This is a genomic window from Paraflavitalea devenefica, from assembly GCF_011759375.1.
GTDB lineage: Bacteria > Bacteroidota > Bacteroidia > Chitinophagales > Chitinophagaceae > Paraflavitalea > Paraflavitalea devenefica.
In genome coordinates this window covers 2,228,429-2,253,034 of the sequence record NZ_JAARML010000002.1, presented here as the reverse complement: position 1 = coordinate 2,253,034, position 24,606 = coordinate 2,228,429, and the positions used below count along the sequence as shown (strand labels likewise).

At 47.1% G+C, this 24,606-nt stretch carries 17 protein-coding genes; 9 read left to right on the top strand and 8 right to left on the bottom strand.

The window, feature by feature from the left end; genetic code table 11:
- Positions 1–110 precede the first annotated feature (110 nt).
- The 5 genes from HB364_RS18200 (at position 111) to HB364_RS18180 (ending at position 6,731) form a co-directional block, all read left to right on the top strand.
- The gene (locus HB364_RS18200; RefSeq protein WP_167289639.1) at positions 111–1,151 is read left to right on the top strand and encodes a Kelch repeat-containing protein; all 1,041 of its coding nucleotides are present in this window, start codon (positions 111–113) and stop codon (positions 1,149–1,151) included.
- A 136-nt stretch (positions 1,152–1,287) separates the two neighbouring features.
- Positions 1,288–1,647: a hypothetical protein gene (locus tag HB364_RS18195; protein ID WP_167289638.1), complete on the top strand. Its 360-nt coding sequence runs from the start codon at positions 1,288–1,290 to the stop codon at positions 1,645–1,647.
- Between the two features lie 63 nt (positions 1,648–1,710).
- Positions 1,711–3,318, top strand: a complete 1,608-nt coding sequence (locus HB364_RS18190; RefSeq protein ID WP_208419988.1) for a hypothetical protein — start codon at positions 1,711–1,713, stop codon at positions 3,316–3,318.
- Positions 3,319–3,495: 177 nt separating this feature from the next.
- Complete coding sequence (locus HB364_RS18185; protein WP_167289637.1) at positions 3,496–6,177, top strand: family 10 glycosylhydrolase; 2,682 nt, start codon at positions 3,496–3,498, stop codon at positions 6,175–6,177.
- Between the two features lie 86 nt (positions 6,178–6,263).
- Positions 6,264–6,731 carry an acyl-CoA thioesterase gene (locus tag HB364_RS18180; protein WP_167289636.1) on the top strand — a complete coding sequence of 156 codons (468 nt, stop codon included), beginning with the start codon at positions 6,264–6,266 and terminating at the stop codon, positions 6,729–6,731.
- On the opposite strand, the gene HB364_RS18175 is transcribed toward HB364_RS18180, so the two are convergent.
- Complete coding sequence (locus HB364_RS18175; protein WP_167289635.1) at positions 6,712–7,386, bottom strand: NAD-dependent epimerase/dehydratase family protein; 675 nt, start codon at positions 7,384–7,386, stop codon at positions 6,712–6,714. The genes HB364_RS18180 and HB364_RS18175 overlap by 20 nt on opposite strands.
- A gap of 124 nt (positions 7,387–7,510) precedes the next feature.
- On the opposite strand from HB364_RS18175, the gene HB364_RS18170 reads away from it, so the two are divergent.
- Positions 7,511–9,937 (top strand): CshA/CshB family fibrillar adhesin-related protein, encoded by a 2,427-nt coding sequence (locus HB364_RS18170; protein ID WP_167289634.1) that lies wholly within the window; start codon positions 7,511–7,513, stop codon positions 9,935–9,937.
- Between the two features lie 9 nt (positions 9,938–9,946).
- On the opposite strand, the gene HB364_RS18165 is transcribed toward HB364_RS18170, so the two are convergent.
- A complete protein-coding gene (locus HB364_RS18165; protein WP_167289633.1) occupies positions 9,947–11,293 on the bottom strand; it encodes an alpha-L-fucosidase in 1,347 nt (448 codons plus the stop codon).
- Positions 11,294–11,618: 325 nt separating this feature from the next.
- On the opposite strand from HB364_RS18165, the gene HB364_RS18160 reads away from it, so the two are divergent.
- A complete protein-coding gene (locus HB364_RS18160) occupies positions 11,619–12,821 on the top strand; it encodes a glycosyltransferase (protein ID WP_167289632.1) in 1,203 nt (400 codons plus the stop codon).
- 16 nt (positions 12,822–12,837) lie between these two features.
- Positions 12,838–13,923, top strand: a complete 1,086-nt coding sequence (locus tag HB364_RS18155) for a glycosyltransferase (protein WP_167289631.1) — start codon at positions 12,838–12,840, stop codon at positions 13,921–13,923.
- A gap of 5 nt (positions 13,924–13,928) precedes the next feature.
- On the opposite strand, the gene HB364_RS18150 is transcribed toward HB364_RS18155, so the two are convergent.
- Positions 13,929–15,389, bottom strand: coding sequence for a glycoside hydrolase family 130 protein (locus HB364_RS18150; protein WP_167289630.1), 1,461 nt, complete (start codon positions 15,387–15,389; stop codon positions 13,929–13,931).
- Between the two features lie 227 nt (positions 15,390–15,616).
- Between HB364_RS18150 and HB364_RS18145 the strand changes: the two genes are divergently transcribed.
- Positions 15,617–15,889 carry an RNA recognition motif domain-containing protein gene (locus tag HB364_RS18145; protein ID WP_167289629.1) on the top strand — a complete coding sequence of 91 codons (273 nt, stop codon included), beginning with the start codon at positions 15,617–15,619 and terminating at the stop codon, positions 15,887–15,889.
- A gap of 71 nt (positions 15,890–15,960) precedes the next feature.
- Here the strand turns inward: HB364_RS18145 and HB364_RS18140 are convergent, their stop codons facing one another.
- The 5 genes from HB364_RS18140 to HB364_RS18120 form a co-directional block, all read right to left on the bottom strand.
- The gene (locus tag HB364_RS18140; protein ID WP_167289628.1) at positions 15,961–17,967 is read right to left on the bottom strand and encodes a T9SS type B sorting domain-containing protein; all 2,007 of its coding nucleotides are present in this window, start codon (positions 17,965–17,967) and stop codon (positions 15,961–15,963) included.
- A gap of 341 nt (positions 17,968–18,308) precedes the next feature.
- Positions 18,309–20,669, bottom strand: coding sequence for an ABC transporter permease (locus HB364_RS18135; RefSeq protein ID WP_167289627.1), 2,361 nt, complete (start codon positions 20,667–20,669; stop codon positions 18,309–18,311).
- 221 nt (positions 20,670–20,890) lie between these two features.
- Complete coding sequence (locus HB364_RS18130; protein ID WP_167289626.1) at positions 20,891–21,355, bottom strand: cupin domain-containing protein; 465 nt, start codon at positions 21,353–21,355, stop codon at positions 20,891–20,893.
- Positions 21,356–21,505: 150 nt separating this feature from the next.
- On the bottom strand, positions 21,506–22,894 hold the full coding sequence (locus tag HB364_RS18125) for a Gfo/Idh/MocA family protein (RefSeq protein WP_167289625.1): 1,389 nt from the start codon (positions 22,892–22,894) through the stop codon (positions 21,506–21,508).
- 103 nt (positions 22,895–22,997) lie between these two features.
- Positions 22,998–24,599 carry a RagB/SusD family nutrient uptake outer membrane protein gene (locus HB364_RS18120; RefSeq protein ID WP_167289624.1) on the bottom strand — a complete coding sequence of 534 codons (1,602 nt, stop codon included), beginning with the start codon at positions 24,597–24,599 and terminating at the stop codon, positions 22,998–23,000.
- Positions 24,600–24,606: the final 7 nt, after the last annotated feature.

Genomic DNA, 24,606 nt, shown 5'->3' with positions numbered 1-24,606 from the left:
GATGCATTGTCTGGTTATACCAATCACTCAATAATCTTTCCGGTTATTAAGTTCCCGTTTAAGGCCCTTTACCGGCGCTTTACCTTGCTGGCCTTAAACCTTTAATAAATATGTTTATTGTATCACACAGCGCACGCATGGTGCGCCTTTTCATTTGTTGTATCGTATGGTTATTGGCCGGTTGCAGTAAGCAAGCCCTTGAAGGGCCTGTTCCCTCAGAACCTCTTCCTACAACAAGCCCTATATTGCCTTCTTACCTGCTTGCCAATACCTGGGACAAGCTGTCATGGACCGCTATACAGGTTAATCCGACCCCCTCCTTCAGTCCTCCATTCGTAGTGAATGACCAGTTACACGTGCTGGGTGATTGGGTTTTATATCAGTTTAATGTCGGTCAAGCTACCTGGAACCAGGTCGGTTCGGACATAGAGTTCAAAAACGCGCGCTACCTGTTTTCTTACCAGTCGAAGGCCTATTTCCTGAAATGGGAGAAATACCTGAAAGCCTATGATGTGAATACGAAGACCTGGACCGACAAAGCCAATTATCCAGGCACAAAAACTTCCGGAGGCGCTTATACCGCTACTGCTTTCAAAGGTTATATGATGGGAGGAAGTAGTGATTTTGACGCTAACCTGAACCCGGTACTGCATGCCGAGAACTGGGAATATGATTTTGTAAACGACACCTGGACAAAAAGGGCGAATACACCCGGCTGGCCCAGGTACCGTTCCTGTAGCTTTGCCGTGGGTGATAAAATCTATTATGGTACCGGTGAAACGGTCATTACCAAGGTACAGCTCAGTTCCGGGATCATCACTAAAACACCTACGCCCCTGAAAGACTGGTGGGAATACAACACCGTGACCAATACCTGGACGCAGAAGGCCGATTTTGGCGGCGGTGTCAGGTGTGGCCTGAAAGGATTTGTGCTCAAGGGCAAGGTATATGCCGGAGCAGGCGATCTGGGTGAAGATAATACGCTGACTCACGACCTATGGCGGTATGATCCCGGTTCCAATACCTGGTTCGAGCGGAAGTATATCCCGGTGCTGCCCGATCCATGGAACCGGCTTTACTATGTGGGCACCAGCGGCGCAGGATATGCCACGACAAGTAAGGTTGATCAGGTGTGGCAATACCGTCCATAGTGTAATGTATTTTTAACACAATGATGCATAGATAATGGCAGGTACCCACAAAGTGGTATCTGCCATTATCAAAATAATATGGATATTTAGTGCGTATAATCCGTCCCTGTATATATCATACCAAAACAACTATACCATGAATACACGGATTTGTATACGCCCAAAGCTGCCTCTCTTATTGCTTTCCTCCTTCATCGCGCTATTCTTCCTGTCGTCCTGCTATTCGGTACGCATCGTGAACCGGGAAGGCGTACCCGAACCTGACCCGCTCAATACTGCCGATAACTTTTACAGGGGCAAGAAAGTGCATGTGCTGGACACGACGATTTCCCTGAAATTGATAGAAGGTGATTTTTACCTGATTGAAAGATGCCCTTCCCGGTGCTTTTTTTCTGTAGAATACCGGGTCACCTTCGGCGGTGTATTGCTGAGCGCAATCACGTTTGGTAAAAAAAGAAGGGTGAAGATCAAATATGTGTGTATGAAGGAGCAGTAGGAAGGCATTGAGGCAACGAGGCAACGAGCAGAAAACACATTAAAACGAATTACACGAATTGCTATGGCAACAACTACGAAACATGCAATAGGGACCTGGGATACCTTCCATAATAATGGCCCCTTCCCTACCAAGGTATTGTATAAAACTTCCCTGGAAGGAAAAGGCAATATGCCTTCTTTGATTGACCGTTACAATGATGCAGCCGCCGAGATCCAACGGCTTATTAAAGCCGCATTGGATAAACAGGAAGGGTTCAGGGCCTATGGTTCTGCCTGGTCTATGAACCATGTTGCCCACCAGAAGGACAATATGCATTTCAACGCGGACATGAATTTAAAGAAGGCTATCCTCGAAGATGAGATGCATCCCAACGCTGCCTTCAAACGGGAGAACCTGTTTTTCTTCCAGTGCGGGAATGTGATCAAGGAGATGCACAACTTTGTATTTGATCATGGCAAATCCATCAAGGCCACCGGCGCCAGCAATGGGCAAACGATTGCCGGCTGTGTGTCTACCGGCGTGCATGGATCGGCATTGGATACAGGTTCCGTACAGGACAGTGTGGTAGGATTGAACCTGATCATCGGGCCCGATCCCCATGACATTGTGTACCTGGAACGCCATACACAACCTGCCCTGAATGAGGTGTTTGCCCAACGCATTAAGGCGAGGGTAATACGCAATGACGGATTGTTTAATGCCGCCCTCGTGGGCCTGGGTGCTTTTGGTTTTATACATGGCGTTGTGATGGAAACAGAAGACCGCTATTTATTAAAACGGTATGTAAAGAAGATCAATAAAGACCTGGCCCTGGAGCTAGCCAAAACGATGGACTTTGCCAGTTCCCCCTTCACGATCCCCGGGGAAACCGATGCCAATGGAAAAGGTAACCGTCCCTTCCATTATAAAGTGTTTATCAATCCTTACGTGGATGATCCCGATTATGTGGTAGAAGCGATTTATAAAAAGCCGTATGTGCAGGAGTATCCTGATCCGCTGCCACGTATGAAGACAGCCATTTACCGCGACCTGATCATCTTGTTTACGAAGATTGCAGAAAAGTTTAAGAACAGCATCCCCAAACTGATCAAGCTGTTACAAACATCAGTGCTGCCACCCGTAGACCTTGAAGTGACCGGCACCCTGGCCGAGATCTTTTGGGATGCGCCTTACCAGGGACCGGCTTATGCTATTGCTGTAGGTATTGATCATACAAATGCCCCTCAGGCGCTTGGCTTATTGACGAAGCTGGCCCGGGAAGAAGGGCCTATCCCCGGCATTTATGCGATGCGGTTTGTAAAGCAGTCCGACGCCACATTAGCCTTTACGCGATTTCCCATTACCTGCATGCTGGAGATTGATGGCCTGATCTGGAAAGCGAAGAAGAACAAGATCATCAGCCTGGAACAATTCTGTACACGCACCATCGAAGTATTGCAAGCCAATAATATTCCCTTTACCATTCATTGGGGTAAGAATGCCGACTGGTCGTTTCCTGGACTAGTACACCATATGTATGGCAATAAGGCCATCACCTGGATGGAATACCGGAGCGCGTTGCTGACAGAAAAGACCGCTAAGCTATTTTCCAATAAATTCCTGGAGGATACCCAATTGGACACATATATCGCCAATACGCCGGCACACCTGGCAGAGTCGGTTGTGTAAGTATTGCTGAAAGCAATGAAATAGAACTGCGAGGCTGCAAGCCTCGCATAGCCGTGCTACAAGCTCACAGATCGCTGCGTTTTTTTGCAGGTTATTTTAATATCCACACGGGCTTAAAGTCGCAAATTTTTGCAGCCCTTTCTGTACTTTAGGTACAAACCTGCAAAACTAACGCGTATGAAAAGATCTTTACTTGCTGTATTGTTATTAGCTGTAAATCTGCTGGCGCTCGGTCAGCAGCCTCCCAAAAGGGAAATGCGTGGCGCGTGGATTGCCACGTATGCCAATATTGACTGGCCCAACCGCACACAAACGCCTGCGCAGCAGCGCGCCGCTTTCCTTACCCTTCTTGAACACCACAAAGCAACAGGTCTTAATACCCTGTACATCCAGGTGCGCAGCCAATGCGATGCCCTCTACTCCAGCGCTATTGAACCCTGGTCGGCCGACCTGACCGGCACACAAGGCAAAGCGCCCAATCCAGCGTGGGACCCTATGCAATTCATGATTGAAGAATGCCATAAACGTGGCATTGAATTCCATGCCTGGCTCAATCCCTACCGGGCAGCCGCCAACTCCAACAATATTCCCGGCTTTGCCGCCAACCATGTGACTAAACAACATCCCGACTGGTTGCTGAGCCAAGGCATCTTGCGCGTGCTGGACCCCGGTCTGGCTGTAGTGCGTGACCATATTACCAGCGTGATCACTGATATTGTTCAGCGTTATGAAGTAGATGGTATCCACTTCGATGATTATTTTTATCCGCCTGCTGCTCCTGCCGGTACTACACCCTATAATGATGATTCTTCTTTCGCCCTTGACCCGCGCGGCTTCACCAGCCGGGCCGACTGGCGACGTGATAATGTAAACCTGTTGATCCAACGCGTATCTGATACAATCAAGATCATGAAACCCTGGGTGAAGTTTGGTGTATCGCCTTCCGGCATCTACCGCAACAGTACCAATCCTGCTATTGGTACACCTACCAGCGGATTGGAACATTACACCACCCTGTTTGCTGATTCTAAAAAATGGTTACAGGAAGGATGGGTGGATTATATTGCGCCGCAGGTGTATTGGTATATCGGGCAGCCCGGCGCTAACTATGCCGTCATTATTCCCTGGTGGAATAACCAGGCCAGTGGCCGGCATATTTATATTGGCATGGCGGGCTATAAAGTGAATGATCCTGCACAAGGCACTAACTGGGCCAACCCCTCCCAAATACCCAATGAAGTACGTCTCAACAGAGACCCGTTGTATCCTAATATTTACGGACAATCTATTTATAATACCAACAGTCTGCGCAGCAGTAGCAAGCTGGGTTTCCGTGATTCCCTACGGTTATTCTTTTATCAGAAGCCTGCGTTACTCCCCCGCATGCCCTGGCGTGATAGTACAGCGCCGGAAGCGCCTTCTTCACTCACGGTTATAAAATATGCAGGAGACTCCATTGTATTGAACTGGACAAAACGTGTTGCTGCTGATGAGTTGAACAGAGCCATCCGCTTTGTAGTGTACCGTTCGGAAGACACTGTCATCGACATCAGCAATGCCAATAATATCCTTGCCATAACCAATACAGACACCACCGTCTTTGCTGATAAAACAGGGATTCCCGGAACGACTTATTATTATACAGTTACCGCGCTGGACCATTTTCACAATGAGAGCGTAGTATCCAATACCGCTTCCAACCTGCCACCGGTGATTGTATGTCCGGGTAATCAATTCTTGACCCTCGATACAGCTTGTGCAGTTACCCTACCCGATTATACCACACAGGCATTGGTGAATGGACAAACCAACGCGCCAGGCATTGTTGTTACCCAAGCACCGGCTGCCGGAACCATTATCCATGGAAGTGGCGCAGTAGCAATCGTATTGACCGCTACCGATGCAGGCGGTAATGCTTCCTCCTGCGAGTTTACACTCACCATACAGGATAGCATAGCTCCGCTGATCACTGCCCTGGATAGCACACTCAGCAATGGTACTGTAAAAGTATTCGCGGCCGACTCTGCCACCTGTGATTTCACAGCCGGCACACAACTGGACATCGGTGCCACTGACAATTGCAGCGCTACACTTGCTTATTCCTATACCCTCACGTATAAAGGCTTGACGTCTGCCCCTGTTGCAGCCAATACCTTACAGGGTGTCACCTTCCAACCCGGTACTACACTGGTGAACTGGACAGTAACAGATGAAGCTGGTAATGCAGCCGGTTATAGCTATACAGTTACTGTAGAAGACAAGGAAAGTCCGCTGATTACCAGTGTTAGCACCAGTCCGGCTGAGATATGGCCGCCTAATTTGCAGATGAAGGATGTTGCGGTTGATTATGTGGCCACTGATAATTGCGGAGCAGTGACCACTACCCTCTCTGTTACCAGCAATGAGCCGGTAACCGGTGGTCTGTATGGTTATTTAGCGCCTGACTGGGTTATTGTGGATGAACATCATGTGAAGTTGCGGGCAGAGCGTGGCCTGTTTGGCAATGGACGAACCTACACGATCACGATCACCGCTACTGATTCATCGGGCAATACCAGCACCCAACAGGTACCTGTGCGGGTACCGCGCATTCCCAATGATCCATTCCCGGATGGCATACTCACCGTGAAAACATTCCCCAATCCTTCTCCTTATCAATTCTATGTACTCACGTTGAGCACATCCCAGCAGTCCTTGAGTATTATAGTGACAGATAATACGGGTAGCACGGTTGAGTCAAGAACCGGACTGGCAGCTAATGGACTGCTTACGCTTGGCGCCGGTTACAGACCCGGTATTTACTACCTGCAGGTGAAGCAGGGGAATAATGTGCAGACTGTGAAGCTGATAAAGTTGTAATGATATTCCGTCTTGCTTTGTTAAAAGGGGGCTGACACATGTCAGCCTCTTTTTTTATATCTTCCGCTTTCAAATTCCGGCAATACATGACAGACAACATTGTTAAGTTTCGTTTTTTAAGTCAGCCTGCAGATGTGAATTTCGGTGGCAAGGTACATGGAGGCGCAGTGATGAAGTGGATTGACCAGGCAGGCTATACCTGCGCAGTAAACTGGAGCAGTCAGTATTGTGTGACAGTATATGTTGGTGGCATCCGGTTTATCAATCCCATCCATATCGGTGAAATTGTAGAAGTACAGGCACGGATCATTTATACCGGCCGGAGCAGCATGCATATAGCAGTAGACATCAAGGCCACCAATCCCAAAACAAAAGTGGAAACCAAAACCACCCATTGTGTGATCGTATTTGCGGCAGTGGATGATAATGGCAAAACCGTTCCGGTACCTGCGTGGACACCGCAAACAGAAGAAGATAAAAAGCTACAGGCTTATGCCATAAAACTATCGGAGTTGCGCAAGGAGATCAATGAAGCTACGTCGTCGCAGTTTTAGCCAACGCAATAATGTCCTTCCCTTCCAGCACCTTCCTGTCATCCGGAAGATTGATGGCCTGGATCATGGCCAATCCTAATTCGCGGAGCTCACAAAAGCCGCCGGGAGATAAAGCCCGGCCAATGGGATAGAGCCAGTTGATGTATTTATAAAAGGGAAGGGTATTTTTTAATCCTTTGGTGGGCTTCATGAAACCCGGTCGCACCGCAAAGACTTTTTTGAAAGGCAGCTTCATCAGGTCATTTTCTGTTTTTCCCTTCACCCGCGCCCAGTGTATCCTGCCTTTTTCACTGCTGTCGGTTGACCGGCCGGATATATAACAGAAGGTCATACCTGGATTCAGCTTTACCAGTGTTTCCGCCACGTGCATGGTCAATGTATAAGTAGTCTTATAGTAATCGTCCTTCTTAACGCCTACTGAAGAAATGCCCAGACAAAAGTAACAGGCATTGTAGCCGCTCAACTGATCTTCAACTGGCTGCAGGTTGAAGAAATCCGCGTGTATGATCTCTTTCAGTTTGGGATGTGCTACGCCGCAGGGCTTCCGGTTGATGACCAGTACCGCTTCCACCTGCGGATGCAACAGGCATTCATGCAATACGCCTTCTCCTACCATGCCGGTAGCACCGGTAATTATAGCTTTTATTTTCGTCATATTATCAGCCCCATTTACGATCAAAGATAACTATTTCCTATACGTCATATTTCAGGCAGAACCGCGTTATTGATTTACATTGCAATTGTATCATTCAACCCTTAAAAACTTCTGTCGTTCCTGCATGCTTAAGCGATCTTTATCATTCACCCTGCTCTTATTTTTTTATATATGTACTTCGGCTCAGTATGCTACCACCGGAACAGGGAACCTACGCAATGAAATATGGTGGTTTGACTGGGCGGGATTCACGGTCACCAATGGTGCTTCCCGTACTTTCACGACCAGTGACGGTATGGTGGTGACCATTACCTTTTCGCAGGTGTCGCCAGACGCTCCCACCCCGCGGGTCATGAATACCTGGCAGGGCGCTGTACTTCATTTCCTGTACAATTTTACCGATCCGGCGATCCAACCTGCCCTGTATCAATATGCCTTCACGCCTGGCAGCACCAGTTCTTTTACCATGCGTATAACAGCTACCCGGGCAGGCATGCCCACTGCTTTTACTTTCGTGGCTGCGGATGCAGAAGCGGGATCAATAAACGAAATCATCAGGCTGCAAACCGATGGCAGTAACTGGCAGGCAACTGATTTTTTCAGGAACTCACCACAAACAACCAACCCATTAACCGGTTGTAATACACAAACGGTTGCCATTAGCGAAACTTATGGCGGGTCTTCCGCCACCGGACAGAATCCTGTGATCGTGACCAACTCATCCAGCGGAACATTGACCATTAACACAACGTTTGACCATCTTGAACGGGGTGGCATAGCTGCAGCTTTTGGCATCCTGGCGCCTGTAGACCGTGGCGATCTGCCAGCTTCGTATGGAGTAGCGCACCACCGGCAAATGTATACGCCTGTCAACGGTTGTAATTACCTGCCACCCCTGCCAACTGTGCGTAAAGACCAGTTTTTGTATATAGGCACCGTGCCGCCTGATGCCGACGGGCAGGAATCGATGGATGATGATGCCAACGGCGTGGATGAAGAAAATGCCAGCGCCTTTCCCGTTTACACCCATACAGGCACCTACAGTATTCCCGTTGCATTGAGCAATACAACAGGGCAAGATGCCTACCTGACAGGCTGGTTCGATTACAACAGGAATGGCAGGTTTGATAATAATGAATCTGTTTCCGTAACAGTTCCTCCCAATACAACTGTTGCTACCTTAACATGGACCGGCTTACCGACTTTTTTACCAACAGGAACTGCGACAGGCTATGGTTTCAGGCTTCGCCTTTCATCAGACGCTGCATCGGCCCAACCCGCAACCGGATTTGCGCAGGATGGTGAAGTGGAAGATTATTTTATCCCGTCGGCAGCTTTATGCCAGATGCGGGTGGTCACTATTGATGATACCACTGTTTGTGCCGGTCAGCCGGTCCCGTTACAGGCCACCGGCGGCAGCCAGTATCAATGGAATACCAATACATACCTTAGTAACCAGAACATTCCCAATCCCATTGCAACGCCGGAACAGCCCATCACTTATATTGTTACAGGCACCAACGCGCAGGGCTGCGAAGCAAAAGATACCGTCGTTATTGGCATCAAAGCCCCACCTGCCATCACCATCAGCAATGATGCTACCATTTGCCCCGGGACTACTACCCCCTTATCGGCCACCGCGCCGGGCGCCGTTGCTTATACCTGGTGGCCACAGCAGGGACTTAATAATACAGCCATCCCTAATCCTACAGCTTCTCCTTCAACACCTACTGAATATGTGGTATTGGTGGAAGGAGGCAACGGGTGTTTTAGTAAAGATTCCGTAAAAGTAGCCCTTCATCCCGCGCCCCAATTTGCCGTGGCGCCGGTCAATCCTATTTGCCCAGGAGAAGCGCTATCGCTCACGGCCTCCGGAGGAGACGAATATGCCTGGTCATCGGGCAACATCCCTATCCCCGGCAACACTGCCTCACTGCAGGTATATCCAACAACAACGACCAGCTATGATGTGCGTATAAAGGAAAATACCTGTCAACGTACAGCCACCTTAAGTGTACCGGTTACGGTGTATTCCCTGCCGGCAACATCAGTCACCAGCTCGAATAGCATTACTTGTTCGATCGGGCAGGCTGTTCTCCAGGCTACAGGCGGACGTACTTACCAGTGGGATGCGCAGCCGGGGATTACGGACCTGACCGTAGCCAATCCTGTTGTTTCGCCCTTGCAAACCACTACTTATTATGTAACGGTCACCAACAGCAATGGCTGCGTTGCCAGAGACTCTATAACAGTAGCTGTTGACTTCACCCAACAACTCAACCAATACGCCATGCCTTCCGCCTTTACGCCCAATAATGATCATAATAATGACTGCTTTGGTTTAAAGTATTGGGGCAAGGTAACATCCTTGCAATTTGAAGTATTCAACAGATGGGGCGAGCGTGTTTTTCACACCAGTAATCCGACACAATGCTGGAATGGTACATACAAAGGGGCATTACAGCCGGGCGGCGGATATATGTACCAGGTAAAAGCTACTACTACCTGTGGCACTGTTTACAGAAAAGGAATAGTAATGCTGATCCGGTAAGATGGACTGTCAGTTAAGCCCACCCTGCCCCCTGTACAGCCGTACGGGGCCATCCAGTTGCAGCGCCAGTACAGTCATATACTCATCCTGCACAGCAGCCGGTATAGGAATGTATACCAGTCCCGGCACGGGGCTCCAGGAAATCTTGCCCACGATCTTATGTTGCAGCAACTGTCCCTTACCGATCACTTTTATTTCCTTAATGGCATTCTTCAGTCCTTTCACGACTACCTGCCCGGTTGTTTTTGCCGGTATAAATAAATAGAGGGTAGATGAATCTTTGGATAAGGTGGTAGGGCCGTAAAAATGTCCCTGTGCAATACCACCCAGTGTAGCATAGATAGCTGCTTCGTGTTTTTTGGTCCACCGGCCCAGTTCTTTCAATACCTGTACCTGCTGCGGTGGTATGGAACCATCTGCTTGGGGACCAATATCCAGCAGCATATTACCCCCATTGCCAATTACATCGGCAAAGATGGTGATGACCTCATAGGGTGTTTTCCAGGCCGTATCTTTTGGCTGATACCCCCAGTTGTTATTGATGGTCATGCACAGCTCCCACCAGTGGAAAGCCGGCCGGGTAACCGGGAAGTTTTGTTCGGGCGTATCATAATCACCATATCCTTTCAGGCGGCCGTTAATGATGGCGCCCGGCGTTTCGCGCAGGATGCTTGTACGTACTGCCAGCGCCTCCCACTCTTCGGCGCTGTGCTCCCAGTCTCCATCAAACCACCAGAGGTCCGGATGATAGGCCCGGTTCAGTTCATTGATCTGCGCCTGGAAGAATGTACGGAACCGTTGCCAGCGTTGCGGGTCATCGGCAATACGGTAGCGACCGCTGTCGCGCAGGAAGCCAGGATAATCAGGATGACTCCAATCAATCAGGGAAAAATAAGCGCCGCGTTTAATGCCTTGTTTATCCAGGGCCTGGTAAAAAGGTGTCAATACATCACGCCGGGCAGGTGTATGCGCCGGCACACTATAATGTTGTTGAGCAGTGGGCCAAAGCGCTACGCCATCATGGTGCTTGGTGGTGATCACTGCATAGCGGGCGCCGCTTTCTTTAATGAGGGCAGCCCATGCTGCGGGTTTATAACGGGCGGCAGTAAAGCCATCCAGTTGTTTCATGTAATCCTTATGGCTGATCTCCTTATTGAAGAAGCTCCAGCTTTCACCAATACCCTCCACTGCATAAATACCCCAATGAATAAAAATGCCCAGTTTGGCATCGGCATACCATTGCATCTTATGCCTGATGGAATCGGGATGGACATGAACCTGCGCCTGCAGGGGTTTTGCCAGGACCAGCCAAAGAGCCGGTATTAAAAGGATATGCTGTAACGATTTGTGTGTCATACCTGGTTTCCCAAATGTACAATTTTGATGATCAATATACACAAACTACAGTAAGACAAACGAAACCAAACGCAGACAGACCATGTGTTCTGTGCTATCCTTAAAAGCATTCCTGCATAATTTAATAGGCCGCTCCAACTAAATGAACTACCTTTAATTAATTCAGAAGCTATTCCTTCAACCTAAGATCGTTCTTCCCGTTTTTGTAAGCTATTCTTACCCGGGCTTCCAATGTTTAGTTTTTGCAATACTGGTTTAAGTGTTACACCTGCCCCGTCAGGCGTAAGCTGTATTGCGCATTATTTAATTAACATATTTAATAAGTATGACACCAGCCATTATGCCATCAAAGATACTTTTCATAAGCACGTTTCCGCCGGCGAAGTGTGGGATAGCCAGTTTTACACAGGACCTCCTGAATGCGATCAACTTTAATAAAAAAAACGCGTTTATCATTACTGTTTGCGCATTGGATAAAAAGTCGAATGCAGGACTGTATAATTTCCCCGTTAGCCTGGTAATGGACGCTCACCAGTTGGATTCCTGCATTGAAACAGCTCACCTTATTAACCAGGACACTTCTATTGAGCTGATTTGTATTGAACATGAATTTGGTTTGTATGGCGGTGAGCTGGGTGAATATTTACTGGGCTTTTTAGCCCTCCTGGAAAAACCATTTATTATCCGGTTTCATACCGTATTGCCCACCCCGGATGTTAAAAGATCAAAGGTTGTTGAAGCGATCTGTTTGCTGGCGGATAAAATCATTGTAATGACAAAAAATTCCGCCCGCCTGCTGAAGGAGGATTATCATATCAGTACAGCAAAAATTATCATCATACCTCATGGCACACATACGGCCAGTAAGGAAAATATCCATGACTTAAAACAGGATTACGGTCTTAGCAATAAACTGGTGCTTACTACTTTTGGCTTACTAAGTCCTAATAAAGGAATAGAAAAGGGGATTATGGCCATGAAAGCAATCAGCAGTAAGTTTCCACAGGCCATGTATGTTGTAATAGGTAATACCCATCCCAACCTGTTACAGCAGGAAGGTGAAAAATACCGTAATTACCTGCAACAGATCATTGATGATTACGACCTCCAACAGAACGTACGGCTGGTGAACGAATATGTACCTACGAAAAAGCTTATGGAGTACCTGGCATTAACAGACATATACCTGTTTACTTCCAAAGATCCTGACCAGGCAGTAAGCGGCACTTTCTTGTATGCGATGAGCGCCGGATGTCCTATTATCTCTAATTCATTTGTTTTGGCTAAAGAAATGCTGGATGAGGAAACAGGCATTATCCTCACAGGCAGCGGAGAAAATGAGTTGGCGGAGCAGGGCGTGCTATTGCTGGAAAACAGCAAACTGAGAACTCAAATGGGGCACAACGCATTTTTAAAAACAAGAGACACCACCTGGACAAATGTAGCTCAGGCGCATACACAATTATTTGGTGGCATTCTGGGCACCCCAACTGTCGCTACTGAGGTACCGGCCGGGATAGCCCGTTAATTCATAAAAAGTTTATATGGAAACGAAAACAATGATACGTTCTTCAAAGCCGGCGCCTTTCAGCGCGGCTCAGTTACCGGCCTTAAATTTTAAGCACATTAATAATTTAACAGACCTTACCGGCATTATTCAACATGCCGTATTTGACATGCCAAACAGGAAGGAAGGGTATTGCATTGATGATAATGCCCGGGCTTTATTGCTGGCTGTGTGGGCGAGTAAGAACAAAAAAAAGGAGGTAATTACCTCCCTGCTTCCCATATACCTGAGTTTTATCCATTATATGCAAACGAGCGATGGACATTTCCTCAATTTTATGAGTTATTCCAAAGTAACACATGAAGAGCGGGGTTCGGAAGATTCTTTTGGAAGGACGCTGATGGCGCTGGGATTTTTAGTCAACGAAGGCGTAACACCCCTGCTCACTAAAACCGGTATAGACATTTTTAATAAGGCCTATCCTCATGTAGGCAAACTGATCTCTTTACGTGCTATTGCCAGTTCCATTATAGGCATCTGCCAGTATATCAAATACAATTTTCCGGATGATGTGAAAAGAGAGATGGTCATTCATCTTTCCGATAAGTTGACCAGGATGTATAAGGATAACCAGGAGGATGGATGGGATTGGTTTGAGCCTATTCTCACGTATGATAATGCCATACCGCCATTGGCTTTATTAAATGCCTACGAGGTTACGCAGCATGAAGAATACCTGACCATTGCCCTGGAATCTATGAGCTTTCTTGAATCTAAAGTATTTAATCATGGAATAGTAAGACCCATAGGTAACGAAGGATGGCTTAAAAAGGGCGGCGTTGCAGCTCAGTTCGATCAGCAGGGCATAGATGTAATGGCTATGGTCCTTTTTTATCAGCAGGCATTCCGTATTACCCGGGAGCAAGAATACCTGACACGTATGTACAAAAGCTATCAATGGTTCCTGGGCGCCAATGACCTCGGGGTGTCGCTGTATGATCCTTTTACGGGGGGATGTGCGGATGGCTTACACCCTTCAGGGATCAACCAGAACCAGGGTGCGGAAAGTACACTCGCTTATTGGATATCACATATAGTAGTAGCCTCAGCACTGGCAGAATGAGCTGATTAACGGCTACTCATGATCTCATCCAATAATCCGCTTAAAGAAACAGTGGCAAATGAAGTAGCATGATCTGAAACAGCATATGGGAGAAACAGGGTATCACCATGAATAAATGATCCGCAGGAGTATACTACATTAGGTACATACCCATGCCGCTCTTCCTCGTTGGGCATCAGTAACGGCTCTTTTAGTCTCCCCAGTTCTTTGGAAGGATCATTCAGATCAAGCAGGCTGGCCCCCAGGCAATATTTACGCATAGGTCCCACTCCATGCGTAATAACAAGCCATCCTTGTTCAGTTTCAATGGGAGAACCACCGTTGCCGATTTGCACAAATTCCCAGGGTGACTGTGGATGCTGTAATAAAGTGGCGGTTTCCCACAGGTACAGGTCATCTGAGAACATAATATAATTGTTGATCCCGTCAATACGGGCAAGCATCACATACTGACCATTTACTTTTCTTGGAAATAAAGCCATGCCTTTGTTAATGGCCGCTTTTCCATGAAGGGCCGATATTTTAAAACGCAGGAAGTCTTTTGTTTCAATCAGGTGAGGTAAAATAAAAGAACCATCATAGGCTGTATAAGTAGCGATATAGCGAACAGTCCCATCTTCTGCTGTAAATTTTACAAACCGGGCATCCTCAATGCCGTTTTTCTCCGTAAAGGTAACCGGGAAAATGACCCGCTCAGTGATTAATGAATCAGCAGGGAAGTTCACTTCATAACTGGTGTTTACCATACTGAGGATGTCATATTTCAGCTTATTTCTTTCTGTGGCGGAGTCAATCTGTCGCAAGGCGTTTTTAAGAATTGATTCCAGTTCTTTGTAGGAAAAGGTATCGTGCAACTGATGGAGAATATCCTGGCGTATAGGTCCGGGTAATATGGTGTGACTCAATAGTTCTTCAAAAGCAGCCTTGTTATTCCTCTTTTTTTCTGTAATCAGTCCTTCGCTTACGAACCTGCCCGAAGACTCAAAATGGATCATGGAATTCTTGTCCAGTTTTCCCCGTTTAAATACCAGTGATGAAATATGTCCTTCACCTGTAGCCCTTAAACTGATGATCACATTTTTTTCATCGGCCGTTGTACCAGACTGATCCGGATCTTCCACTATGGAAGGATTGAAGAGTGCGGCAGCTTCCAAAGAATATTCCATGGTAAAGTAAGATCCAATGAGCAGTTTTCTTTGTTTGGATAGCGTAAGTTGTTCTTTTTCCGGCAGCAGGTGCCTGATCAAATCAAAATGCTTTTCAAAAATAACCTCGATGTTCCGGTAGCGTTTACTGAACTCATCAAACACCCGGAGCAATGTATCCTCCGCTTCCTTATCCGGCATCTGCAACACTTTATAGATCAGTGCCAGGGAGCGTTCATCGCCAGTATTAAAAAACCTTGGAATTACCTTCGTAAAGTCGGGACTCAATCTAATGCCTGTTCTGTTAACCTGTAGTTTCATGCAGCGATAAATGTATTAAACGAAAGAATGACCGGTGAAGGTAGAGGAACATCTGTTAAATACAATACACTAAATATAATAGGAAAGATGGAAAAATACAGCTATCTTGAGGGAGTTAATGATTTGAGTTTACCAGCACTTAGTAATGCGAATGAATAGCACTACCAATTGATCTTCCTTTACCTCCTGCTTTTTCTCAGATAACTTTTACTTCTAAATTCATTGAAATGAACATTTATGTTTCGAATTTAGGCTTCACTGTACAAGTGGAAGACCTGAAAAAATTATTCTCTCCCTATGGAATTGTTACTTCTGTTGCCATCATCATGGATAAGATCACCAACCGCAGCCGTGGGTTTGCTTTTATAGATATGCCTGAAAACGGGGAAGCGGAAAAAGCTATTCTTGCCTTAAACGGGGTAATGCTTGATGGCCGGGTCCTTAAAGTGAATGAGTCCAAACGAAGAGACGATCTGGCAAGCAGAGCGAATTTTTATTAGTGCTGAATGTGTATATACGAAAGGGAGCCCGGATAAGGCTCCTTTTTCATTTAGCGGGCGGTGTGTTTACATTACCGTATGAGGGCTGTAGTTCCTTTTTGAACAATCTTTTGTTTCGTATCGCTGTGAATAAAGGAGAGTGTCCATACGTATATGCCGGACGGTTGTTTCTGCCCATTCAAAGTGCCATCCCATCTTTTTTTCCAGTCATTTGTTTCAAAAACGACCTGCCCATACCGGTTATACACCCTGAATAGCAGATTGGTGGCTTTGAATGCATTGAGCGGGTATAGGTATTCATTGTTGTTATCACCATTGGGGCTAAAGGCGCTGGGAACAACGATGTAGCAGGAAGTGACTACCCCTACCTTGTGCGTGACTGAATCAAAGCAGTTCTTATCATTTTCCACCACCAGCTTCACGGTATATAATACGGTCCTTGCCACAGGCCTTGGATAGCGCTGGGGTTCGGGCTGCTGCTGCCCGCTGGAATTGCCATTGCTGAAAGTCCAGTTCCAGGCAACGATCTTACCCATGCTGCTATCGGTGAAGACAGCCCTGTCTTCCGGACAGAGGAACTCCGGATAGCCAAACCGGGCGTCCATGGCATTATCCAGGAGCACGGTAACAGCCGTGCTGTCGCTGCACACGCCATTGTTTACGGCCAGCGAAACTGTTTTGCTGCCGAAGGTGGGGAAAATAAAAACGGGGTTCTGCAACTGGCTGCCGCCAACATGGTCAAAATTCCAGTGCCACTCATTGACGTTATTAGCGCCCGGATGGAAGAATTCCACGGTATCTTTCTTACAACCCCATAGAATGTTATAACTGAAGTCGGCATTCACCGTGTCGTAGGTAACAAAAGGCAGGGCCGAGGCAGGTGTTTCAAATCCACATTCATCAATAATGGTATTGCCATCAGTACCCCGTACCAGTTGTACACTCCAGGTACCTGCTGTTTGTATAGGGCCGGTCAATTGTATGTTGATGACAGATGTAAGTCCATTGTTACAGACGCCGGAAGCTCCTTTGATGCCAACCGGCAAACCATTGATCACAAAATCGCTTCCATTGGGGGCAATGGAATTACACCGGATAAGGTTCCTGAATACCAGTTGCAGCACATCCGGCTCGCAGGATACCGGCTTAATGCTGTCCATTGGTGTAGGTACGGCAGGGTACACCGTAACAGCAATTTTCGACCCATCCGGTATTTCCCGGTCGCAATTATCTTTTATGGTATTGCCATCACTTCCCTTTTTCATGATAATGTCATACGTGCCGGGTGCAATGACACCACTCACTGTGAGCACTACGCTGTCCATATCAAAGCTACCACTGCAACCTATTCCTGTAGCCGAAGTGATATTACCGGCAGCGGGCGACAAGATGAAATCACTGCCATTAGCCGCCAGACTGTTGCATTTCATTTTTTTGTTCAGCTTCACCCGCAGGATGGTACCGCCGCAGGCAGCCGTAGCACTTTGCAGATCTGGCAGCTTGGGGTCTGTGATCACGGCTGTGCCGCCGCCAAAGGATAATTTATACCCGCTTTGTGAATCGGTGAAATGGCTGATGAGCAGGAGGTATTCATGGCCGGCTATAAGTACAGGCATTTTGGCAAAAGTGGGCTTGTTTTGGGCAGGGTCGGAACCACATTCAATCTTGGATACCCCGTTGGCAGAAGCGCCGGTGAGGCCAAAAGTACCGGCCCAGTTGCCCGTAACGATCAAAGAGATATCGGTAAATACATCATTCGGATTACGCCCCGTAATATCATACAACATCCAGTCGTAATCATCACCCAGGTCATTGGGGGTGATCACGAACCCCAGCGTACCGCCGGTAAAGCAGGTGAATTTGTACCAGAATGGATTTTTATCGGAATAGCCAGCGCCACAGTCCGGAACAGGGACGCCGGTACCGCCGCAAATGGGCACATTGGCCTGACTGAAAGTCGTTGATCCGCAAACGGGGAAGGCAGTGGCGGGGGTTTGCCCCAGGGTTGTGCAGGTTTGGCTTTGTAAGCGATTGGTTAGCAATAAGATTAGTGCCAGTACAGCGACTCGTAGTTGCATAGGTGTATTGACCCTGAAAAATAAGTTTCCGTTGCAAATAGTAGAAGATTTCAGCATAAGCAGGCCCCTCAAGGGACTAAGATAACTGATAAAAAATTAAACAGCCTTTAAGCCTTCCTTTAAATACGTTAATGAAGCAATATGGTTGGGATACCACATAATTTTTATGCAGTGTTATGAAATATTCTAATATATGCAAATGGTATGATTAATTACCTGTAATAGACACTATTTGACCGGACAATTCATTTAAAAAAAGTAAGCTAATCTTACAATGCCAGGTTGCTAAATAGTTCAAACAAAATGAACTCCTTTTAGGTATCGATTCTGCCCGACAGCTATTACTCCGTTCTCAAACTCTTTATCGGGTTTACAATTGCCGCTTTTATAGATTCATAGCTAACCGTGAGCCATGCAATGCCCAATGCTCCGACGCAGGCAACGAAGAATACCATCCAACTTACCTGGATATGGTAGGCAAAATTTGCCAGCCAGCTATTCACTGCCCACCAGGAAAGTGGTGTAGCAATAATTATTGCGATAAGAATCAACTTCGTGATACCAGCGGATAATAAATAAACCAGGTTGATGACGGACGCACCCAATACTTTACGGACGCCAATTTCTTTCGTGCGCTGTTCGGCCATAAAAGCAGATAGTCCATACAGGCCCAGGCAAGCGATAAAAATGCCCAGAATAGCAAAAAGGTTAAAAATATTGCTCATCTGTTGTTCGCCCTTATAAAGATTGGCCATATCCTGGTCGAGGAAATCGAATTTGAAGGGATAGGCCGGGTTGAGCTGCTGGCTGATTTTTGACAGCGCCTGTATGGTTGCTTTAGTTTTGCCCGGCAGTGTCCTCACCACTACAAAACCTCCGTCTTTGTTATAGCGCAAGATCAGTGGCTCGATAGCCTGTTGCGCCGGTTTAAAATTAAAATCCTTAACAACGCCAATGATCGTACCATCCCTTCCGGTGAACGAGAATTTCTTACCAACTGCTGCTTCGGGACTCAAGCCCATAACGCTCAGCATTTTTTCGTTGACCATGAAATTATTTGAATCGGCCGGAAATGATCTCGAAAAGCTTCTGCCATTTACCAGCTTCAGCTTAAATACGTCTATAAAATCCTCATTGACATCCATCAATGAGTAAACTATTTGTAAGTTGGGATCTTTGCCTTCCCAATTCGCACTTTCATTTCCGGCTAGAAGATTGGTAGGCAGGTCAGAAGTGATGGCGAAATCACTGGTTACCGGATTTTGTTTTAACGCAATTTTCAAGGCCTGCTGCCTGGTCCAGAGGTCTCCTTTGATGGGCATATATAAAAGGTTGGCCTTTTCAAAACCCGGGTTACGCTCTTTTATGAATGTAAGCTGATCATAAATAACCACCGTGCCAACCAGCAATAGGATAGATGCCGTGAATTGAACAACCACCAAAGCATTGCGGAACAGCAAATTGCCGCCGAGTGATCTTAGATTCCCTTTAAGCACTTTGACCGGGTTGAAGCCGGAGAGAAAGAGTGCCGGGTAGCTGCCCGAAATCAATCCAACCAATAACGCGATGCCCAAAAGATTTAACCAGAAGTGCAGATCGGAAAAAGGGATAGCCAATTTTTTGTCCGCGATGTTATTAAACACCGGCAAAAATAAGCGGACAACTACAACCGCAAGAAACAGCGACACCAATGAGATAAAAACAGCCTCGCCTAAAAACTGGAGGATCAACTGCCCACGTATGGCTCCTGACACTTTGCGCAAGCCAATCTCCTTGGCCCTTCGGGCCGAGCGTGCGGTGGCCAGGTTCATAAAATTGATGCAGGCCACTATGAGTATTAAAATAGCGGTAATAAAAAAGATATTTACATATTGCGCATTCCCGTGACCTGGCATATCTCCCATCCTTGCAGGCGCCAAATGGATCCTGGTCAAAGGCTGCAAATGAAACACGACCGGCATTGGGCTATGCTTAGTAAATAACTGCTTCATTTGCTTTTCCAGGGTTGCTAAATTTGCAGGAGAGGGATCAAAACTTTGAGCTAATTGAATGTAGGTGTAGAAATTAAAATTCTCCCAATTATAAGTCTGATTCTCCGCTGTTTTTAGAATGACAGCCATTGGCATTATAAAATCGAACTGCAGGTCTGAATTGGCCGGAATGTTTGCCAGGACACCTGTTACGACGACAGTTTCACGATTGTCTTTTCGCAAGATTTTGCCAATCGGGTTTTCGTTCCCGAAGTATTTTTTGGCCATGTCCTGCGTTATTAAAATGCCATCCACCCTGTTTAACGCAGTAGCCCGATCACCTGCTACCAGGGGAAAGGAAAATACATCCATGAAACTTGGGTCGGCATAGAAAACGCGTTTTTCTTCAAATTTCGTGTCGCCTGCTTCAAACAGGATGGTAGAGGGCAAACTTAACCTGACATAATCTTTAATAACCGGCAGTTCTGCTTTTAACCCGGCAGGCATAGCTTCCGAATTTACTGCGACTCTAAGATCACCGAAATCGCCAGCTATGCGATATATCTGGCCGGCATTCTTATGAAACTTGTCGTAGCTCAGTTCATTTTGTACCCAAAGCAGGATCAGTATGCTCGATGCAAGGCCTATGGCCATGCCGGAAATATTGATAATTGAATAGGCCTTGTGGCGTATAATATTTCTAAATGCTATTTTGAAATAGTTTTTTATCATGCGGTTCTACTTTGGTATACTTACTCATGATGAAAATAACCAAGAAAATGCCAAATCATACGATTACTGTTATTTAATTCTTTATAAATGATGTATTTATATAAATTGTTCGTATTTAGTACTGGATATGTTCGCTTTTAAGAGAATGTTAGTCTTTTGGAAACAACCTGTAAGATGATTTGTCAGTTTGATAATGACTTTGTCCGATCAAATAGTGCTCATTACAAATTACCTGCCTTAATTGGCTTTCCTGTCTTTTCCGTTTTCCATTTGATGACATGGTAAACGGCCTGCGTGGTACCGATATTCTTCAGGCCGTGTAGTTGGTTAGCCGCCTGGAAGATCACTGAGCCCGGCCCTACCCTTTTTACGACACCATTGGCTGTTGACTCCACCGTACCTTCTTTGATGATGATCAGCTCTTCATCCGGGTGTTGATGCGGCGGGTGTGGCGATTCGCCGGGATTCAAGGTAGTTACATGACATTCCAGTTCATTGAGCGTGGGCGTGGGCGCCTGGAAGAACTGGCGTCTTTCTCCTGTTTTGGTGGGCGTCACTTTAATCGTGCTCCAGTCGAAAATAGTAGAAGACATTTCCGGTTGCTGGTTTTTATGGGCGATGATGGCCAGCGGAATGCACATCACCAGCATGGTGATGCCTATCAAGGTAAGGTCTCTTTTAGTCATGGTATTTTCTTTGTAATAAAGTTATATTTATTACAGGACGGATACACCCTTTTATCCTACTTGTATGTTCATTTATCAAAAAAGGGTGAGCCGTTTGAGCGACCCACCCTTTGACATATTATCCGGGTAGCAGATTATGCTGTATCAGTATTATATCGTGATTGACATGACCTTGTCTTTCTTACGGCTTTCTTCTGCCATGAATCCCATGATGTGACTCTCAATGGATTCATCAATCGTGGAGGTGAGCAGTTTCGGGTTCTGTTGGGCCACGGCCTGCGCAAAGTCACGGGCCAGCAGCCAGTCGCCACCACCATGACCACTGTTCTTGTATCCTTCCACATCTTCAGCCTGGGGCACCAGCTTCACCTGTTTGTCGGTCCTGAAATCAGTAATCACCAGTTCTTTCATATCGCCCACCATATCGCCCATAGAACCCATAATACGGGTGCGGCGGCCGGCATAGGAAGTGAAGGCTTCCATGGAGAAGCTGGCCGTTATGTTATCGGCAAACCGGATATTGGTGATATAATGGTCGGGCTGATCATTCTCCATGCGGTACACGCAACGGCCATAATTGGTCGTCTTCAGTTTTTCCATGATCACCTCCGCATGTTTTGTCTTATCATCCGGCAGGTCAAATACAGACAGGCGTTGCCGCTTGTCGTAATACGACCTGATGGCCGAATAGGGACAGGTGCGTTCAATGGCGCAGCCATCTGTACAGCGGGCGGTACTTCCTGCCGGGGCATTTTCCTTGCGGAACCATTTCAGGTCGCCCATGGCCGAGATCTGCTTCGCAGGTTTATTGATCACCCATTTAATAATGTCCAGGTCGTGGCAGGACTTGGCGAGGATGATGGGCGTGGTAGCTTTGGAGTTATGCCAGTTGCCCCGCACATAGGAATGCGCCATGTGCAGGTGCTCAATAGGTTCCAGGTGCTGCACGCTGATGACATCGCCAATAGCGCCCTGGGCAATGAGTTCTTTCATCTTTACAAAGTAGGGCGCATACCGCAATACATGGCATACCGCAACAATGCGTCCTGTTTTTTTGGCCAGGGCCAGGATATCGCGGCACTCTTTTTCTGTGGGCGCAATCGGTTTTTCCAGCAGTATATCATAGCCCATGGCCAGTGCTTTCATGCAGGGTGCATAATGCAAAGCATCGGGTGTTGTGATGATAATCGCATCCGCAAACTTAGGACGTTCAAATACGCGCTCCCAGGTATCGAACCGGTTGGCTGCCGGCACCTGGTGTTTGGTGGCATAGCGTTCGTTCCGGAGCGGTATGGGTTCGGCCACCCCTACTATTTTTAGCAGGTCGGGATGCTTAGCGGCAAAGTTGCCATATACATTTCCCCGGTTACCGGCGCCCAGCGTAATGGCGGTCACGGGTTTGTCCAGTGGTTTGTGCAATGGATTAACCGGAAGGCCGTAGGCAAACACGTTGTCCTCTACCCGGGCCATGGAATCTGTTCTGATAACAGCGGCGCCGAGGCTGAGACTTAAATTCTTAATGAGGGTTCTTCTATTCATAATGAGAAAAGTGTTGTTGAGAGTGTTACTGGTTGTTGGTTACTGGTTGCTGGTTCTTTGGGGGTAGCAGCGTAAATAACTACAAGTCCGCTTCTGTTTATTTTCAATACTTATCATTTTGTTCCATCTTCGGGTTGGCCAGTATTTCCTTTTGAGGAATGGGCCAGCGGTAATCACGGTCGGGATTGCAGGAGCGCACTTCCACTTTTATCGGTTCATTGGTAGTGGGGTCAACGGCGCCGTATACCTGTCCGTTCATTACCGTACCCAGGATGCCCCAGCGGCGTATGTCGAAGAACCTGCCTCCTTCAAATGCCAGCTCTGCCTGCCGCTCGCGCCGTATCAACGTTCTGAGTGTTTCCTGCGAATTATACGTTGTCACATCCACATTGGGCATGGTAGCGCGGGTACGCACTTCGTTAATATATTTCACCACATCGGGGTTATTCCACTGGTCCAGTTCAATGAGCGCCTCGGCATAGTTAAGCAATACCTCTGCATAACGGATGATCATATAATCCAGTGTGCGGGCAGCCGCCGCTGCATTCCTGTCTTTAGGGTCCAGGTACTTATTCACCCAGAAGCCGGTAGCTGTGGCATTCTGCGCGCCAATCCGGTCGGCATAGGTTTGCGCCGTTTCAAAAGGCTTCAACACATAGGATGAATAGGTTTGACCGGGCAGCAGCAGTGAAGCAGCCAGCCGGGGATCACGGTTACTTTTATAGTTGGGGTCTTTCTGGTAGATCTTTGCAGAATCGGGGCCTAATTCCCAGATCGTCTTACCTTGTTTGGTCTCGTAATTATTCACGGCTGCAGCCGTGGGGGAAACAACGGTCTTCCCGCCTACTCCCTGTGGGGCAAAGGTATTCCATTGTCCGCCACTACCGGTATTTTCCCGGAAGAATATCCGCTCTTTATTCACTTCGCCGGCATACAGGAACAGGTCGGCATAACTGTTTTTGAGATTGCTGCTTTTGTACAACTCATACACACCAAGGTCTATTACCTTTTTGGCGGCATCCCTGGCCACTTCATATTTTTTATAAAACAGCGCCAGCTTACTGATTAATGCCCAGCAGGTGCCTTCCGTAATTCTTTTATAATCGGTATTCGTTGTATACACTGTAGGCAAATGAGGCGCACAGGCAGTGAGCTCTTCTACAACAAAATTGTACACTTCTTCTTCTGTATTTCTTTTCAGGTAACTTCCCTCGGTTGTTACAGAAGCCGTTACAATGGGAATACCACCAAAGAACATCATCAGCTCCATATGATAATAAGCCCTTAAAGCCCTGGCTTCATATTTGTAACGTGTTTTCAGGTCTTCCTCCATAAAACAGCGGTCTACATTTTCCAGGAACCGGCAGGCGCGGCGGATGTCTTTGAAATCATCTTCCCAGATCCCTTCGCCCACATTCCAGGAAACATTGTGCAATCCTTTTACAAATGACTCATAATCGCCCCGGGTACTTTGACGGGCCACCGCTTCATCACTTAAAGCAGCCAGGAACATCAACTGCCGGCCCGAAGCCCCATCAGGAATACCCACATATACGGCATTCAACGCATTCAACGCGTCGGTAGCGGTATTCCACCATTGATCATCGGTGATAGCAGTAGGATTGTCATGCTCCAGGAACTTGCTGCAACCGGGCAACGCCAGTATGGCTATCAGTAACGTTGTATAGAAAGTTGTTTGTTTCATGTTGTAG